Raw genomic sequence first — 15,547 nt, 5'->3', positions numbered from 1 at the left:
CCCGAAGGAGCCCACCATGCGATTTCTCACGACGTTCGCCGCCGCCCTCTCGCTCGCCCTCACCTTCGCCACCGCGGCCTCGGCCGAGAGCGCGCGCCCGACGCAAGAAGGCGCTCCTCACGCGAACGCGGCGGCCCGCGAGGCCCGCAAGGACGGCAACCACGAGAAGAAGTTCCCGATGCCGGGCGCGCAGTTCAAGGCGAGGGTCGACCAGCGAATGGTGAAGGCGAGGCAGCGCCTCGAGGAGCGCATCGCGAGCCTCCCGGCCGACAAGCAGCGCGCGGCCCGCGACCGCTTCAACGCGGCGGTCGCCACGGTGAACGCGGAGGTCGCCAAGGCCGTGGCGGACAACGTCGTCACCAAGGAAGAGGCCAAGAAGGTGCGCGAGACGGCGCGCGCGCTGCGGCCCGCAGGCGCGAACCGTCATGGTCAAGCCGGCGGCCACCGGCGCTGAGCCCAAGCACCCGCGCGCTCACGCGACAGACGCAGGTCGCCCGAGGCCCGTCCCTCCCCGGGGCGGGCCTCGCCGCGTGTAGAACGGAGCGTCCAGGGCACGCTCAACCGCTCGCTACAATTCCCGTTTTCGCCGATCTCCGCCCGAGCCGCGGGCGGCTGCTAGGCGAGGAGGAGCAACGAAGTACGGCGACGTAAATCGGCGAGAAGCCGACCGAATCAAGCGGTTCGGCGCTCTAGTCCTTCGTGACGACCATGCTGAGCTTGGGCAGCGAGTCGTCGGAGACGCCGTTCAGCGAGGTCGCGAGCCGCACGGTGTAGGTGCCGGGCTTCAAGTTGCCGGCCGGGACCGCGGGGAAGGTGCCCGGAGTCACGAACGACCCCTCGATCTTCTCGGGCGCCCACTTCAGCTTCACCGCGTCCCAGAAGAGCTTCGTCTTCAGCGTGGCGCCGGAGCTGACGTTGAGGCGCACGGTGCGGGTCGTCTCCTCCAGGGTGACGCCCGTCGGCGGCTTGGGCTTGCCGGAGGGCTCGCCGATGCGCTTGCCCTTCGGGTCGAACGACTGGGTCGTGAAGCTCGGACCGTCGACGTTGAAGACGAGCGCCACGCTCTCGCTCGACTTGTTCTTCAGCGTGAGCATCAAATCGACGCGCCCGCCGGCGACGATCTCGTTGGTGGAGGCCGTGAGCTTCCACTCGAGCTTCTCGCTGAGCCCCGACGTGCGCTCGACCTCCGAAGCGGGGATCTTGCACTTGTCGTTCTTCAGCCACTCGGCGATCTCCTCGACGTCGTTCACGGCGCAGCCCTTCGGCTGCCCGTTGTCGGCCACCGGCGGCGGCTTGTTGGTCGGGTAGGCCTCCCCGTCGAGGGCCGGCGCGTTCGTGCCGATCGGCACCATCTCGACCGGGCGAGCCTTCTGCCCGGCGCAGCCGGCGGCGAATACCCACGCGGAGAAGAGCCCCATGGCAAGAGACCGCGAGCTGCGGCGAGGGGTCGCCGGCTTCGGATCGGCAGCGAGGAGGGTGCGCATCGTGGGCGGCATTGTACCGTGCTTCGTCGACGTCTGCGCGCTCCAACGCACACCCCGATTTCTCCCTGCCCCCGCGGATGGGTTGCGCTATTCTGCGGTGTCACGCGCGCAGGCGCGCTTCCTTACGACCGCACACCCCGCCGGAGAGCCATGAAAAACCTCACGTTGAAGAACCGTCCCTCGACGCTCACCCCGCTCCTCGTCGGGCTCGCGCTCAGTGCCGTGGCCTCGCTCCCCGCCGTCGCGCACGCGCAAGTGAAGGAGAGCTGGGAGCTCGGCGCCGACGCGGCGAAGTGGCGAAGCTCCTCGTCGACGGCCTCGAACACCTACTCGACGCCGGGTCAGCCCATCGTGGTGCGCAGCTCCGTCGCGGACGACGGCCCGGGCGCCGCGTGCGCCGGCAAGTACGTCCGCGAGACCAACGGGGTCTCCGGCGGCCGCGTGTTCGGCATCGGCGCCAACGTGATGGCCGTAACCGCCGGGCAGGAGTACTGCCTCAGCGCGTGGACGCGCGCCGCCGCCGGTGGGCAGCCGTTCATGGGCGTGGTGTACACGGGCGCCGCGGGCCTCGTGAGCCCGACCTCCTCGACCGACACCGAGTGCTGGCTGCTGAGCTCCGGCGGCTTCACGAACGGCGGCGGCTCGGCGTGCAACGGGGTCGCGTCGAACCCGATCACGAACGACACGCAGTGGCGGTGGACCGGGAAGACCTTCACGATCCCCGCGGGGCGCACCCACGCGCAGATCAAGTTCGTGAACTTCTGCGGCTCAGGCGGCTGCAGCGTCTCCGACGGCAGCTTGCCGCCCGTGGACTTCGACGACGTCCAGCTCACCATGGGGGCGTGCGGCGCCACGCCGCCGGCCGACACCGCGTCGCACGCGGCGTGCGCGGGGAACACGCCGGTCTGCGCAGGGGGCGACGCGGCGAGCAACGCCAAGTGCATGGATTGCAACGGGAACAACGGTCAGGCGGGCGCGACGCGACCGTGCCCCACCGCGGCCGCGCCGATCTGCGAGACCGCCGGCGCGAACAAGGGCTCGTGCGCGAGCGCGTGCTCCGGCGACTTCGGCAGCGCGGGGGCGTCCCCGTGCACCGCCAACTCGCCGTTCTGCGTCGACGTCGCGGGCTCCGCGTTCAAGACCTGCAAGGCGTGCGCGGGCAACGACGGCTCCGGCATGATGCCCGCCTGCCCCCCGGCGAACCCCACCTGCTTCACCGCCGGCGCCAAGTCGGGCAGCTGCGGCCGCTGCACCGCCGCCGCCGACTGCGGGGGCACGACCCCGCGCTGCGACGTGGGCACCGGCCGCTGCACGGACGACTGCGACACCGACGCCGACTGCGGCACCAAGACCAGCGGCAAGATCTGCGACGCGGGCACGCTCAAGTGCAAGGCGGGTTGCCGCGGCGACACCACGGTGGGGAATGGCTGCCCGACCGGCGAGAAGTGCTCGTCGGTGGACCTGAAGCCCGGCACCTGCACGCCGATCCCCGTGCCCGACGCGGGCGCCGACTCGGGCAAGCCCGACGCGGCCCCGCCCGTCGACGCGAGCGTCCCGGACTCGGCGCCCCCGCCGCCGCCCGATCCGGGCACCGACTCGGGTGTCCCGGTGGACCCCGGCGTGACGCCGCCCGCGGCAGAAGACCCCGGTGGCTGCGCGGCCACCCCCGCGTCGACGCTCGGTAGCAGCGCCGTGCTGAGCATGGTGCTCGGGCTGTTCGTCGGAGCCGTGGCGCGTCGCCGCCGCCGCGACGACGCGCGCTCGTAGCGCCGGCAGCGCCGCGGTCCCCTGGAGGGCGCCCACTTCGGGCGCCCTTCGGCGTTTTGTGGCCTCGAGCCCTAGTCTCCTGGAAGCGTGATCCCTTCCAGAAGTCGCGCGGCTCGGCCTTTCGCCACAAGGGAGCGAGGGGGTGTCCCGTTTTCGGCGGCGGGGAGGATACTCATGTTCGAGGGTCGGCGTTCTCGCGCGGTCACACCCGAAACCACCGTCCCTGAGCGCAAAGCGCCGCCTCCACCGCGCGGAACGACGTCCGAGTTGAGGACGCCCGCCGCCGCCGAAAACGGGGCACCCCTCGCCCCCTCGCTCCTCGGCATGACACCGAAGACCGGACTTCTGATACGAACCACGACTCCAGGAGACTAGTCCCCTGGAAGCGTGATCCCTTCCAGAAGTCGCGCGGCTCGGCCTTTCGCCACAAGGGAGCGAGGGGGTGTCCCGTTTTCGGCGGCGGTGGGAGGATACTCATGTTCGAGGGTCGGCGTTCTCGCGCGGTCACACCCGAAACCACTGTCCCCTGAGCGCAAAGCGCCGCCTCCACCGCGCGGAACGACGTCCGAGTTGAGGACGGGCCCGCCGCCGCCGAAAGCGGGGCACCCCCTCGCTCCCCCCCTCGCTCCTCGGAATGACACCGAAGACCGGACTTCTGACACGAACCACGACTCCAGGGGACTAGCAGCCGCCGGGGAGCGCGACGGGCGTGAGGCCCGCCGGGCAGGTCTGCCACCCGTTCACGCAGGCCGGGGGCCGCAGGGCGTCGTTGGGTGCGCAGCACACGAACCCCACCGGCACCTCCACGCCACCTCCCCCCCCGTCGACCTTGCGCGGCCCCTTGCAGGCCGCCTCGGGCGAGCAGCACACAGCCTCCACGAAGTCGCCGCAGGTGCGGTTCAGGTCGTCGGTGCCGGACAGGTTTCCCGCCGGGCAGGTCGCCGGCTGCTGGAAACACCTGCCGCCCTGCTTCGCGCACTCGGGCGGCGGCGGCTTGTCGCATTTCCCGTTCGGCTGCACGTGAAAGCCGGCCTTGCACACGCACACACCGAAGAAGCACTCACCATGGAGCGCAGAGATGGTCGGATCCGGGTTGCACTCGGGATGGGTCGCGCACCGTCCGCTGGCGGGGGTCGCCTTGACCCAGCATACGTCTCCGCCGCCGCACGCGCCCTCCCCCGGACCCGCGGGGCGGCGATCAGGTGGCGCCGCGGCACCCTTCGGGAGACACACGCCGCCGCGCGCCGCGCAGTCGCCCGCGCTCGCGTCGCCCACGATCGCGTCGCCCGCGTCGAGCGGCGACGCGGGCGCCGCGTCGCTCGGGACCACGCTGGGGGAAGGCGCGGCGTCGGGCTCGAGAGCGCTGGTCTTGCCCCCGCAGGCCGACGGGAGCGCGGCGACGACGAGCGACAGGACGGAGAGTGAAGCGACGGCATGGGCGAGCTTGCAGGGCATGGCGGAGCACTCCCATAGGGACGGGCGAGGCGCAACCGACCGGGACGGGCGGGCGGATGTCCGGGACGGCCCGAGTCACCCGGATGTGCAGCGCTTTTTGGCACGTTCCACACGGCACGCCGCCTGCACAACGACACGGCATGTCCCAGCCCCGCCCGCCCGCGCTCAGCCCACATCCCCAAACGCCCGCGCTCGCGCAGCCCCAGCCCGCGCTCACCCCGCGGGGCTGCAAGCCCGCGCTCACCCCCCGTCGGCCGTCCTCGCTCGTGATCTGCGATCTCGACGGGGCGCAGCTGTTCACCGGCGAGAGCCTCCTCGGCGTGCAGCTCGGTGGGCTCCGCGTGGGCCCGCGCCGACACGAGGCGCGCGGAGAGGCCGGGCACGGCTAGCGCCCGCGCCGGAGTCGGAGTCGGCTACTCGTCGGCGGCGCTGGCGGTCGCGAGCATGGCGGCCCGCGTGCGCGCGCGAGCCCGAGCCCGCGCGAACAACCGCGCGGCTAGCCCGAGCGCGACGGCAGAGGCGACCGCCCCGCCCACGGCCATCCACACCGTGGGCGGCGCCGCGCGCAGCGCTTCGAACAGGCGCTGCCCGAAGAAGCTCATCGCGAGGAGCGGCAGGGCATACCCCGCCATCGAGCCCCAGAAGTGCGTCGAGAACCGCACACGCGACACGCCGAAGAAGGCGTGAAGGAGCGGCGGCATCCAGAAGATCAGGCGAAGGAGAAACACGGTCGCGAACCCGCGCTTCGCGAGCGCGACCTCGTACTTCTTGAAGCGCTCCGGGATCTTCGACGCCACCCAGTCGCGGGCGACGAAGCGCGCGAAGAGGAAGCCGACGACGCTCGCCGCCATCGTGCCGGTCATGGAGAGACCGAACGCGATCTGCCAGGGCCACACGATGGCCGCCGCGAACACGAACACCGTGCCCGGGATCCCCCACGGCTGGAGCGTGGCGTAGGCCACCACGAACGCCACGTAGCCCCAGGGTCCGAGCTCGAGCAAGGTGCGCGTGAGCGCCGCGGGATCCGAGACCCGCTCGAACACGCCGAGCCGCTGCGCGACGACTAGCATTCCGATCACGACCGCGACGACGGCGAGCTTCGCGCCCCGGCGACGGGCGGCGGGGGCGAGCGCTTCCGGATTTTCGGGATCGGGCGCGAGGGCCTGAGGGGAGTCGGGGACGGTCAAGGCGGCGAAGTCGTAGCATGCGACCGAACCCCGCGCTGTCAACGTCGCGCGACGCGCCAGGAGCGCCCGCCCGAGGCGCGCGCGGTGCGCCGTCTGCTACCGTAGGAGCATGCGCTTCGCTCCACGCGCTCCTCGAGCGCGCCCCGTGGTGGCCGCGTCGCTCGCCTCGCTGATCTCGCGGGTCTCGCGGGTCTCGCTGGTCTCGCTCGCCGCGGTCGGCTGCAGCACCTCGCCGGGCTATGGCGCGGCCGACGCGGCCCCCGCGCCCGACGCCGCCACGACAGGCCCCCAGCTGCCCGTCCCCACGGGGGCGCCGCTCTCGTGGGCGGTCGACGCGCTCGGCCCCTACAACGTCGGGCACCGCAGCTTCGACGTGACGTACTCGCCGCCGGCCGGCCCGGCGCGCACCGTCCCCGTCGAGCTCTGGTACCCGACGCTGGACACGGAAGGCGACCGCCCTCTCTACGGGGGCCTCATCCGCGATCCCGACGTGATCGAGGGCGCGCGGGTGGCCCCGCCCCACGAGCCTCGCGGCTACCCCGTGCACGTGTACTCCCACGGCTCGGCGGGGTTCGCGGGCACCAGCGCCAAGATGGCGCGCTGGTTCGCGTCGCACGGGTGGGTGTATATTGCACCCAATCACGTAGGCAACCTGCTCCGCGACGGCGACAAAAAGCGGCCGCTCGCGATCTCGTACCTGCGCTCGACCGACCTCACGGCGGCCTTGAACGCCGCGGAGCGCCTGGCGCCACCCGATCCGCTCGCGGGCAAGCTGCTCACGAAGCGCGTGCTGCTCAGCGGGCACAGCTTCGGCGCCTTCTCCACCTGGGCCTCCGGCGGCGTCACCTTCAACGCCAAGGAGCTCGAGCGGCGCTGCGCCAGCGACGAGTTCAGCGTGCCCTGCTCCCCAGAGGACCTCGCGGTCTTCGCGAAGGGCCTGAACGACCCGCGCTTCGCCGCCCTCGTGCCGATGGCCGGCGGAGTCAGCGACTCGGTCGCCGACTACGACGCCCCCAGGCGCCCGACGCTGCTCATGAGCGGGAGCGCCGACGTGAGCGGCGGCCCGATTTTCGCGAGGACCCAAGCCCTCGACGTCACGTGGCTCGAGTTCGAGGGCGGCTGCCATCAACTGTTCGCGCTCGGCGGCTGCTCCACCTTCGAGGAGACCGAGGGATGGAAGCTCGTGAACGTGTGGGCGTTCGCGTTCGGGCGGCGCACGATCCTCGGCGACGCCAGCGCGCGGACCACCGAAATCATCACCGGCTCCGCTCCCCTGTCGGGCCGAATCCGCTACACCCACAAGGGCACGCTGGCGCCCCCCACGGACACCCCGCCATGAGCCCGCGCACGCCTCCCTCGTCCCATCGCCTCCGACCTCGGAGCCTCCGCGGCGCCCTCCAACGCTTCGGCGCGGCCCTCGCCGTGCTCGCTCTCGCAGCCGGCGCGGGCTCGTGCAAGGGCGACGGCACCACCGCCACCGAGCCCCCGGTCGTCACCGGCCCCGTCGGCCCCGCGATCCCGACCCTCAGCGCCGCACAGCGACTCACCCGGTCGCAGTACGCGGCGTCCATCCGGGACATCTTCGGCTCCGAGGTGGTGGTCCCTTCGGCGTTGGAGCCCGATCTGCCCCTCGACGGCTTCGAAGCGCTCGGCGCGTCGAAGAGCACCGTGTCGGCGCGAGGCATCGAGCAGTACGAAGCGGCCGCCTACGCGATCGGCAAGCAGCTCACCACCGATCCGAAGCTGCTCGCCCGCGTGCTGACCTGCAAGCCCGAGGGGCCGGCGGACGCCGCGTGCGCGCGCGCCTTCGTCTCCACCTACGGGCCGCGGGTGTATCGCCGCCCCCTCTCGGAGCCCGAGATCGCCGCCGTCAGCTCGAAGATCACCGCGTCTGGCGCCGCGCTCGGCTCCTTCGAGAAGGGCCTCGCGTTCGGGATCGCGGCGCTGCTCCAGTCGCCGAACTTCCTCTACCGGGGCGCCGTGGGTGAGGCGGATCCCGAGCGGCCGGGCCAACGCCGCTACACGGCGTACGAGCTCGCGGCGCGCCTCTCGTATTTTCTCTGGAACACCACCCCGGACGACGCGCTCCTCGAGGCCGCGAAGGCCGGAAAGCTCGGAAGCTTCGACGGTGTCTCGACGGAGGTCGACCGCATGCTGGCGTCCCCGAAGGCGCGCGCCGGCCTGCGCAACTTCGTGGCCGAGTGGCTCCGCCTCGGGGACCTCGATCTGCTCCAGAAGGACTCCAAGATCTTCACGACGTTCTCCACCGAGCTCGGCGCGATGGCTCGCGAGGAGACCCTGCGCGTGTTCGAGGACCTCGTCTTCGACCGCGACGCCGACGTGCGCGACGTGATGACCACCCGCCGCACGTTCGTCACCCCCAAGCTCGCCTCGATGTACGAGGTGCCCGCGCCCTCCGCGACCGGCTTCGCGCCGGTGGAGCTGCCGGCCGCCGGCAGGCGACGCGGCCTGCTCGGCCACATCTCGATCCTCGCGCTCTACGCGCACCCCACGTCGACGTCGGCCACGCTCCGCGGGAAGTTCGTCCGCGAGAAGCTCCTCTGCGTGACGATCCCGCCGCCCCCGGCGAACCTCAACACCGCGCTCCCCGAGCCGACCGAGGCCGCGAAGACCCTGCGCGACCGCGTGCAGATCCACTTCACGGCGCCGAGCTGCGCGGCGTGCCACCTGCAGACGGACCCCATCGGGCTCGGCCTCGAGCAGTTCGACGGCATCGGGCGCTCACGCACGAAAGAAAACGGCGTGGTCATCGACCCGAGCGGCGCCCTCGATGGGGCCGCGTTCGCCGGACCCGAGGCGCTCGGGCAGGTCATCCGCGACCAGCGCGGCTTCGCGCCGTGCATCGTGCGCAAGGCCTTCCAGTACGCCACCGGCGTCCCGACCGACGGCTCCGAGGTCGACACCCTCGACGCGCTGCTCGGGCGCTTCATCGCGACCGGGTACCGCATGAAGCCGCTGCTCGCCGCGATCGCGTCGAGCCCCGCGTTCCGCTCGTTCGGCGCGCCCCACTGAAGGACGAAGGACCTCGAATGCGACGCAAGATCGATCGACGCACCGTGCTCCGCGGCCTCCTCGCCGGAGGGGTCGTGACCCTCGGCCTCCCCTTCCTGGAGATCTTCTCGGAGCGGTCCGCCAGCGCCGCGCCCGACGGCTTACCGAAGCGCTTCGGGATGTTCTACTGGGGCAACGGCGTCTTGCCGGAGCTCTGGGTCCCCACGGGCACGGGTGCAACCTACACGCTCTCGCCCACCCTCGCGCCGCTCGCGCCCCACAAGGCGAAGCTCTCGGTGGTGAGCGGCATGAAGGTGCCGTTCGTCAACGCCGTGCCCCACCTCTCGGGACCGGTCGGGTTCTTCACGGGCAAACCAGGCCTGAAGAGCGATCCCGGGGCCTTCGCCGCGCCCACCCTCGACCAGGTGATCGCCGACGTGGTGGGCGCCGACTCTCGCTTTCGCTCGATCGAGGCGGCGGTCCAGCCCGGCACGACCGGCCTCTCGTTCAACGGCCCCAACAGCCCCAACCCGGCCGAGAGCGACCCCGCGGCGCTCTTCCAGCGCATCTTCGGCCCCGAGTTCGTGAAGCCCGGGAGCACGGCCGCGCCGGCGCCCACGCTCGCGCTCCGCAAGAGCGTCCTCGACGCGGTCACCCAGGACGCGAAGGGCCTCCAGGGCGTTCTTGGCGCCTCCGACAAGGCGCGCCTCGAGCGCCACCTCGACGGGGTACGGTCGCTCGAACAGCGCATCCAGAAGCTCCAGCAGTCGCCTCCGAACCTCGCCGCGTGCAACGTGCCGCCGGCCCCCAAGGGTGCCTTCCCCGCCGTCGCGGGGCGCGCGCCGCTGTCGGAGATCTCGCGCGCCATGGTGGACATCCTCGCGATGGCGCTCGCGTGCGATCAGACCCGCGTGTTCAGCCTGTGGTTCAGCCAGCCGGTCAGCAACGCCCTCATCGGGGACGCCCCGGCCGGCCACCACCAGCTCACACACGACGAGCCCGGCGGGCAGCCCGAAGTGGCTAAAATTCTCGTCCAAATCATGAATGAGCTCGCATACTTACTGAAGGCGTTCGACGCCGTGACCGAGGGCGACGGCACGCTGCTCGACCACTGCGCCATCCTCGCGACGAGCGACTGCAACTACGGCCGACAGCACACCCTCGACGACTACCCGATCGTGATCGCGGGCTCGTGCAACGGCGCGCTCAAGACAGGGCTCCATCATCGGGCGCCAAGCGCCGACAACACGAGCAAGGTGTCGCTCTCCCTCGCGCGCGCGATGGGCCTCACCCTCGAGGCGTTCGGCGCAGAGGAGGGGAAGACCACCTCGAGCCTGCGCGAGATCGAGGTCTAGCGTGGCGCGCGCCCCTCTCGCACGGCGCCTCCACGCCTCCGCCCGCGCGGTCCTCGCGATCGGCGCCGCGGCGATCGCCCTCGGCTGCGCCCCGGGCTGCTCCTCCACGAGCCCCGAAGAGGACCCGACCTGCACGGGCGGCGAGTCGAACGTGTACGTGCTCACCTCGCTCCAGTTCACCCGCGAGACCCCGAAGGGCGTGGCGCCGGGCTTCGATCTCGACAAGCACGTGTCCGCGAGTCCGGAGCAACAGAGCTGCGGCAAGGTCGACCTGCTCGGCCCGGACGGCACCCCGGGCATCGACAAACCAGCTCGCGCTGCTCATCCCCGACATCGAGAAGGCGGTGGGGAACGCGATCGACGGCATCATCCAGGGCGCCATCAACGACGGGCGCTTGCTCATCGCCTTCGACCTCAAGGGCGTCAACTCCACGGCGACCGACCGCTGCGTCGACCTCGAGGTGAAGCTCGGCGAGGGCAAGCCCACGCTAGGCACCGACGGGGTCGTCGAGGCGTACCAGACCTTCGACTTGCGCAAGCAGGGCCAGCTGCTGAGCCCCGCGACGGGCGGGCGCATCGAGAACGGCGTGTTCTCGATCGGGCCGTTTCCGCTGCGCATCCCCATCGCCATCTTCGACGTGAGCTTCACCATCTACGTTCGAGACGCGCTCGTGCGCTTCAAGATCGACGAAGACGGCAACGTCGAGGGGCTGCTCGGCGGCGGCATCTCGATCGACGAGGTGGCCGACGGCGTGAAAGACGGCGCGGGCGTGGCGCGCCTCATCCCGCAGATCAAGCTCGTGGGGTCGGTCTCCGCCGATCTAGGCCGCGATCCCGCGACCGAGAAGTGCACGCTCGTCTCGGCTGCGCTCGCCTTCAAGGCGCGCCCCGCGTTCTTCCGACCATAGCGATTCCTTCGATCGCAGCGGCGTCAGGTGACCCGCGGTCTACGGAGCGGCCGACCACACCGACACGGCCTCTCCGTGCGCGTCGAAGGCGCAGTGCGCGGCGCCAGGGAGAACCCTCTCGTTGACATCGAGGCCCTTGTCGCGGAGCGCGCGCGCGGCCCCCTCGATGTCCTTCTTCAGGAAGTCCTGGTCGCCGTAGGTGAAGCCGAAGCGGCTCCGCCGGGTCGCGCTGGCCGGGTCCCAAGCGAACGCGCGCGTGGTCGCTTCGCCGCCGCACATCAGCGCGAAGACGCCCGGGTGGCGCCCGCCCTCGAGGGGTAGCCACTGCTCGGTGAGGAAGATCGAGCCGCCGGACGACCCGTAGTAATAGGTCCTGTCGGTGCGGAGATCGTAGGCGCGCCCGAGCGCTTCGAAGGCGCCTGCGAGCGCCTTCGTGTTGTCGGCGGCGCGGTCCGACGTCGAGCCCGCGCTCGCGCAGTCGTGCGACGGGCTCTGCCACCACGAGCACCCGTTCGGCGCCAGCACGGACACGCCCAGCCCACGCGCGGCGTCGAGCCAGGGGGCCATCGTCCGCAGCGCGCTGCCGCTCTTGTGGGCGCCCGCGCCGTCGCCGTGGAGGTAGAGCGCGAGGACGAGCGGGCCCGCGCCGGCTGCGGGCTCCACCACCTTGAGCTCCGTCCCGCCGATCTTGAGCACGCACACCGTGTGGCCCGGGTCGAGCGCGTCGCGGCGTGTGCACGCGAGGCCGCCCGTGCCGCCAGAGGACGGCGTGGCCGCGTCGGCGCCGGCGTCGAGTCCGGCTTCGCGCCCCGCGTCTGCGACGCCCTCGAGAGGCGCCGCGTCGAGCCCGGCGTCCACCGGGTCACTCGAAGGCGGCGCCGTCGACGAGCAGCCCAGCGGTGCGAACGCGAACGCGAACGCGAACGCGACGGAGGACACGGACGCCGCTGCAGACGCGAGCGCGGAGGGCCAGGCGACGCGGGACATCGCGCATCTCTAGCACCGTCGACGCGGCGGGACTACGCGGCCCGCGGAGGCGAGGTCAGCGCAGCGCGCGCGTGGCGCGCCCGACGACCGTCGGCTCGAGCTTCCCCGCGACGAGATCGAAGAGGACGCGCGCGGTCGGGGTGGGGTGCTCGGCGAGCATGTCGAGATCTGCGGGTCGCACGCTCTGGAACAGCAGCTCGACCTCGATGGTCACCTCGCCCGAGACGCCCGCCAGCACGAAATGGACCGTGTCCGAGCTGCCGAAATCACGGTCTCGCTCGGCACCGTACGAGACCGTGATGGGCCCGTCAGGGTGAGTCGCCGACGCCCCCAGCGGCGGGAGCCGGTTGTCTTTCAGGTAGCGCGTGGCCTCGAGCGGCCTATGCACCACCTTTCCCGACTCGTCGCCCAAGACGGCCTCGTACACCATCACCTCGCCCTCGGTCGTGATCACGTCTCGGTGCGGAAAAATGGCGCTCTTGGTGTCGAGCACGCGCCCCCCACGATCGACCAAACGACCAAAAGCGTCGCTGCGCCCCGACTCCCACACCACGCCGCCCGGGCCGGTCACTTTGAGGTGGAGCCACGCGCGGCGGGACGGGTAGCCCGTCGGGAACTTGTGACCGGTCTTGTTCTCGACGCGGACGTCGACCTCGAGGCGCGCGCTCGCGCCGGCGCCGGCGCGAACGTCGGCGAGGGTGACCGTGGCCGCCGACGCGAGGTTCTTGCGTGTGCGCTCGGCCTGGGCCTCGAAGGCGGGCGGGTCCGCGGACGCGCCCGACCAGCCGCCGTCGCTCGCGAACGCGCGCAGCATCGTCACGTTGCCGCCGAGGAACAGGTGCCGACCGAGGGGCTTGCGCGGCTCGAGCCCCGACGGGGGGAGCTTCGAGAGCACCGTCGCGAGCGGAGCGCCGTCGTCGTCGCCGGTGGGTATGTGGCACGCCTGGCAGCTGGCGCCGCGGTCGCCGGGCGCGGAGTAGATCGAGTTTCGCCACTCGAGGTACGTGACCTGCTCCGGCAGCTTTGGCCCCACCGCCTTGCCCGCCGCGTCGTAGGCCCGCGTGAAGACCGTGTGGCACGACGCGCACGCGTCGGACGAGGAGAGGTGCCCCGAGTACGTGGGCGTGTAGCTCACGAACGTGCGCATCGGCGTCGTGACCGGATCGCGGTGCGGACCGTAGATCTCGCGCGCCTCGCCGACCGTGAACGCGCCGCCGAAGGTCGCGTCGGGGCCCCGGGGCTCACTCTTCATCTGGTGACAAAGCGAACACGTGACGCCGTCACGGCCCGCGTGAAGCTCCTTGCTCATCCCTGAGAAGAGCCCGGGCAAGGTCACGGTCTCCCCGCCCAACCCGAGCTCCACCGCCGCCGCCGGCGCGTGACACCGAGTGCAGGCGCCGTCGATGAGCGCCTCGGCGCCCGGCCGCGAGCTCCGCTCCTCGTCGACGACGGCGAGGTAGAACGGATCGCGCGCCGCCATGGCCATCATTGACGGCCTCCACGTGGCGACCGGCGATACGTCGCGCCCCTTCGCGTCGCGCAGCACGCCCGTTCCCTCGCCCACCGTGTGGCACCCCGCGCAGGCGTCGCTCGTGTGGAAGCTGTCGGTGATCGCGGGCGTCGCCCTGGGCAGCGGGGCGCGACGCTCGCCCTGCACCGACGCCCAAGTCGGTGGACCGTCCGCGGGCGCGGCGCTCGCGTCCGGCGGGGTCGCTGGCGCAGGCGTGTCCACAGAGGAGCACGAGGCCGCGACGACCGCGCAGAGGACCGCCAGGACCGGCCCGAGGACCCCACGCGCACGACGTGCACGCTCACGCAGCCCGTGCGGGCTCGACGCGCTCGTACGCGCCGGCGCTCTCGTCAACACGGCAGTCCACCAAGCATTCCCGGCGAGGCTGCAACTAGTGGGCCACCCCTAGACGACGTGGAGATCTCGGCGCGGGGGCTCCGCTCCGACGTGCAGCGTCGCGACGAGCAGCGTCGCCCCGAGCGACGCGCCGAGCTCCGGGGGCAGGACGAGGCGCGGACCGTCGCGCTGCACGACCAGCAGCGCGCCGCGGCGGGTGCCCGCAGCCTGAGCCGCCCGCGCGAGCGTGTCGCACGCGTCCACGAGCACCGCGCGGGCCTTCGCCTCGGTGGGCCGGGCGAGGTGGCGCACCTCCACGAGGAGGACCGAGGGCCCCTCTGGTGTGAGCCCCGCCAAGATCCCTCCGTCGAAGAAATGCTCCGCCAGGCGCTCCGCGAGCTCACGCTCGACCGCACGCACGCCGGCCCGACCACGCGCCGCCCCGAGCTGTTTCGCCAGACGCCCCGCGTGAAAGCGCGCCACCTTCTCGGCGAAGTGGAGCAGCCGGCCTCGGCCCGCGCGCGCGCGCCCGAGGGCGAGCACGAGCTCCTCCCGTAAGAGCTCCGCGTCGCGCCTCGCCTGGATCAGCACCTCGCTGCCGGGCCCGCCGGTGAGCATCCTCCGCTTGGTCGGCTCGTGGAGCGCTTCGGCGACCTCCTCGCGGGCGCGCGCCATCGCCATCGCGGGCGTGTCACGCTCGGAGCGAGCCGCCCGAGGGTTCAGGCAGCCCGTCGCCCAGCGCAGCCGGGCGAGCGCGGCGCCGGGCAGCGTGACGCCGAACGTGCGGTAGGTGCGGAAGGCCTCCTCGTGCCGCTCTCGGAGGGTCGTGAGGTGCTCCTCGAGGTTGAGGAGCGCGGCCCGTTCGGCCGCATCCAGGGTGCGCTCTCGGCTCGCAGTCACCCAGAAGCGCAGCTTGGACAGCCGGTGACGCGACGACGCGCGGTCCCACCGGGGCTCTTCGTTCTGGGGAAACTCGAGGTGCTCGAGCGGAACGAGGGAACGCGGGAACGCGTCCAGCGCTTCACGGTCGAACCCATCGGTGCCTGCGCGCTCGTAGAAGCGCGCGCGATGGAGCTCCCAGAGGCGCGCGAGCTCCGCCATGTTCTCGCGCTCGTGCTCGGCGTAGCGCCGCACCGCGGCGGCGACCTCGTCGTCGAACTCGCGCGTGAGCGCGGCGAGCGTAGGCTCCGCGTCGAGGAGCGCGAGGACGCGCGCGAGCGTCATGAGCAGGCGGTCGGCGTCGCGGCTGGAGAGGAGCGCGAACTGCCGATCGACCAACTCGACGAGGAACGGCGCGCCGGCCGCGAGCGTCACGCGGGGCGCTGGCGATGGGGCGTCGGTGCCGACCTCGCGCGGCGCGGTCGGGGACGGGTCGGTGGCCTTCACGGTGCGCAAGTCTCGGGGTCGTCCGGGCTCGAGTAAAGCGAATCGTGAGAATACCCGGGCGGCCGGACCGTCCATGACGGGCACGCGCTTGAGCTTGCTGACGGCATTTTTTGCGTCCGAGGGAACTTTCGAGCCCACCAAGCGTAGTAGCGGACACCCC

The 15,547-nt window shown here is 72.0% G+C and carries 13 protein-coding genes; 7 read left to right on the top strand and 6 right to left on the bottom strand.

What is annotated here, in order from left to right; translation table 11 throughout:
* Positions 1 to 16 precede the first annotated feature (16 nt).
* Positions 17 to 454 carry a hypothetical protein gene (locus IPQ09_11340; GenBank protein ID MBL0194797.1) on the top strand — a complete coding sequence of 146 codons (438 nt, stop codon included), beginning with the start codon at positions 17 to 19 and terminating at the stop codon, positions 452 to 454.
* Positions 455 to 689: 235 nt separating this feature from the next.
* Here IPQ09_11340 and IPQ09_11335 read toward each other — a convergent pair whose 3' ends face one another.
* Positions 690 to 1,484, bottom strand: a complete 795-nt coding sequence (locus IPQ09_11335) for a hypothetical protein (protein ID MBL0194796.1) — start codon at positions 1,482 to 1,484, stop codon at positions 690 to 692.
* 165 nt (positions 1,485 to 1,649) lie between these two features.
* Between IPQ09_11335 and IPQ09_11330 the strand changes: the two genes are divergently transcribed.
* Complete coding sequence (locus IPQ09_11330; GenBank protein ID MBL0194795.1) at positions 1,650 to 3,251, top strand: hypothetical protein; 1,602 nt, start codon at positions 1,650 to 1,652, stop codon at positions 3,249 to 3,251.
* Between the two features lie 681 nt (positions 3,252 to 3,932).
* Here the strand turns inward: IPQ09_11330 and IPQ09_11325 are convergent.
* Complete coding sequence (locus IPQ09_11325) at positions 3,933 to 4,706, bottom strand: hypothetical protein (protein ID MBL0194794.1); 774 nt, start codon at positions 4,704 to 4,706, stop codon at positions 3,933 to 3,935.
* A 140-nt stretch (positions 4,707 to 4,846) separates the two neighbouring features.
* Between IPQ09_11325 and IPQ09_11320 the strand changes: the two genes are divergently transcribed.
* On the top strand, positions 4,847 to 5,095 hold the full coding sequence (locus IPQ09_11320) for a hypothetical protein (GenBank protein ID MBL0194793.1): 249 nt from the start codon (positions 4,847 to 4,849) through the stop codon (positions 5,093 to 5,095).
* 24 nt (positions 5,096 to 5,119) lie between these two features.
* Here IPQ09_11320 and IPQ09_11315 read toward each other — a convergent pair whose 3' ends face one another.
* A complete protein-coding gene (locus tag IPQ09_11315; GenBank protein MBL0194792.1) occupies positions 5,120 to 5,776 on the bottom strand; it encodes a VTT domain-containing protein in 657 nt (218 codons plus the stop codon).
* A 226-nt stretch (positions 5,777 to 6,002) separates the two neighbouring features.
* On the opposite strand from IPQ09_11315, the gene IPQ09_11310 reads away from it, so the two are divergent.
* The 4 genes from IPQ09_11310 (at position 6,003) to IPQ09_11295 (ending at position 11,168) form a co-directional block, all read left to right on the top strand.
* Entirely contained in the window at positions 6,003 to 7,232 is a 1,230-nt protein-coding gene (locus IPQ09_11310; protein ID MBL0194791.1) for a hypothetical protein, read from the top strand.
* On the top strand, positions 7,229 to 8,926 hold the full coding sequence (locus tag IPQ09_11305) for a DUF1592 domain-containing protein (GenBank protein ID MBL0194790.1): 1,698 nt from the start codon (positions 7,229 to 7,231) through the stop codon (positions 8,924 to 8,926). The genes IPQ09_11310 and IPQ09_11305 overlap by 4 nt, the downstream gene beginning before the upstream one ends.
* 17 nt (positions 8,927 to 8,943) lie before the next feature.
* Positions 8,944 to 10,260, top strand: coding sequence for a DUF1552 domain-containing protein (locus IPQ09_11300; GenBank protein MBL0194789.1), 1,317 nt, complete (start codon positions 8,944 to 8,946; stop codon positions 10,258 to 10,260).
* A gap of 344 nt (positions 10,261 to 10,604) precedes the next feature.
* A complete protein-coding gene (locus IPQ09_11295; GenBank protein MBL0194788.1) occupies positions 10,605 to 11,168 on the top strand; it encodes a hypothetical protein in 564 nt (187 codons plus the stop codon).
* Positions 11,169 to 11,207: 39 nt separating this feature from the next.
* On the opposite strand, the gene IPQ09_11290 is transcribed toward IPQ09_11295, so the two are convergent.
* The 3 genes from IPQ09_11290 to IPQ09_11280 are packed head-to-tail and all read right to left on the bottom strand — an operon-like array spanning position 11,208 to position 15,387.
* The gene (locus tag IPQ09_11290) at positions 11,208 to 12,155 is read right to left on the bottom strand and encodes a hypothetical protein (protein MBL0194787.1); all 948 of its coding nucleotides are present in this window, start codon (positions 12,153 to 12,155) and stop codon (positions 11,208 to 11,210) included.
* Between the two features lie 55 nt (positions 12,156 to 12,210).
* Positions 12,211 to 14,022, bottom strand: coding sequence for a hypothetical protein (locus IPQ09_11285; GenBank protein ID MBL0194786.1), 1,812 nt, complete (start codon positions 14,020 to 14,022; stop codon positions 12,211 to 12,213).
* A gap of 48 nt (positions 14,023 to 14,070) precedes the next feature.
* Positions 14,071 to 15,387, bottom strand: a complete 1,317-nt coding sequence (locus tag IPQ09_11280) for a hypothetical protein (GenBank protein MBL0194785.1) — start codon at positions 15,385 to 15,387, stop codon at positions 14,071 to 14,073.
* Between the last annotated feature and the right edge of the window lie 160 nt (positions 15,388 to 15,547).

Source organism: Myxococcales bacterium, assembly GCA_016720545.1.
Lineage (GTDB): Bacteria > Myxococcota_A > Polyangia > Polyangiales > Polyangiaceae > JAAFHV01.
Note: the sequence above shows the minus strand (reverse complement) of the source record. Positions and strands in the feature narration are given on the sequence as shown.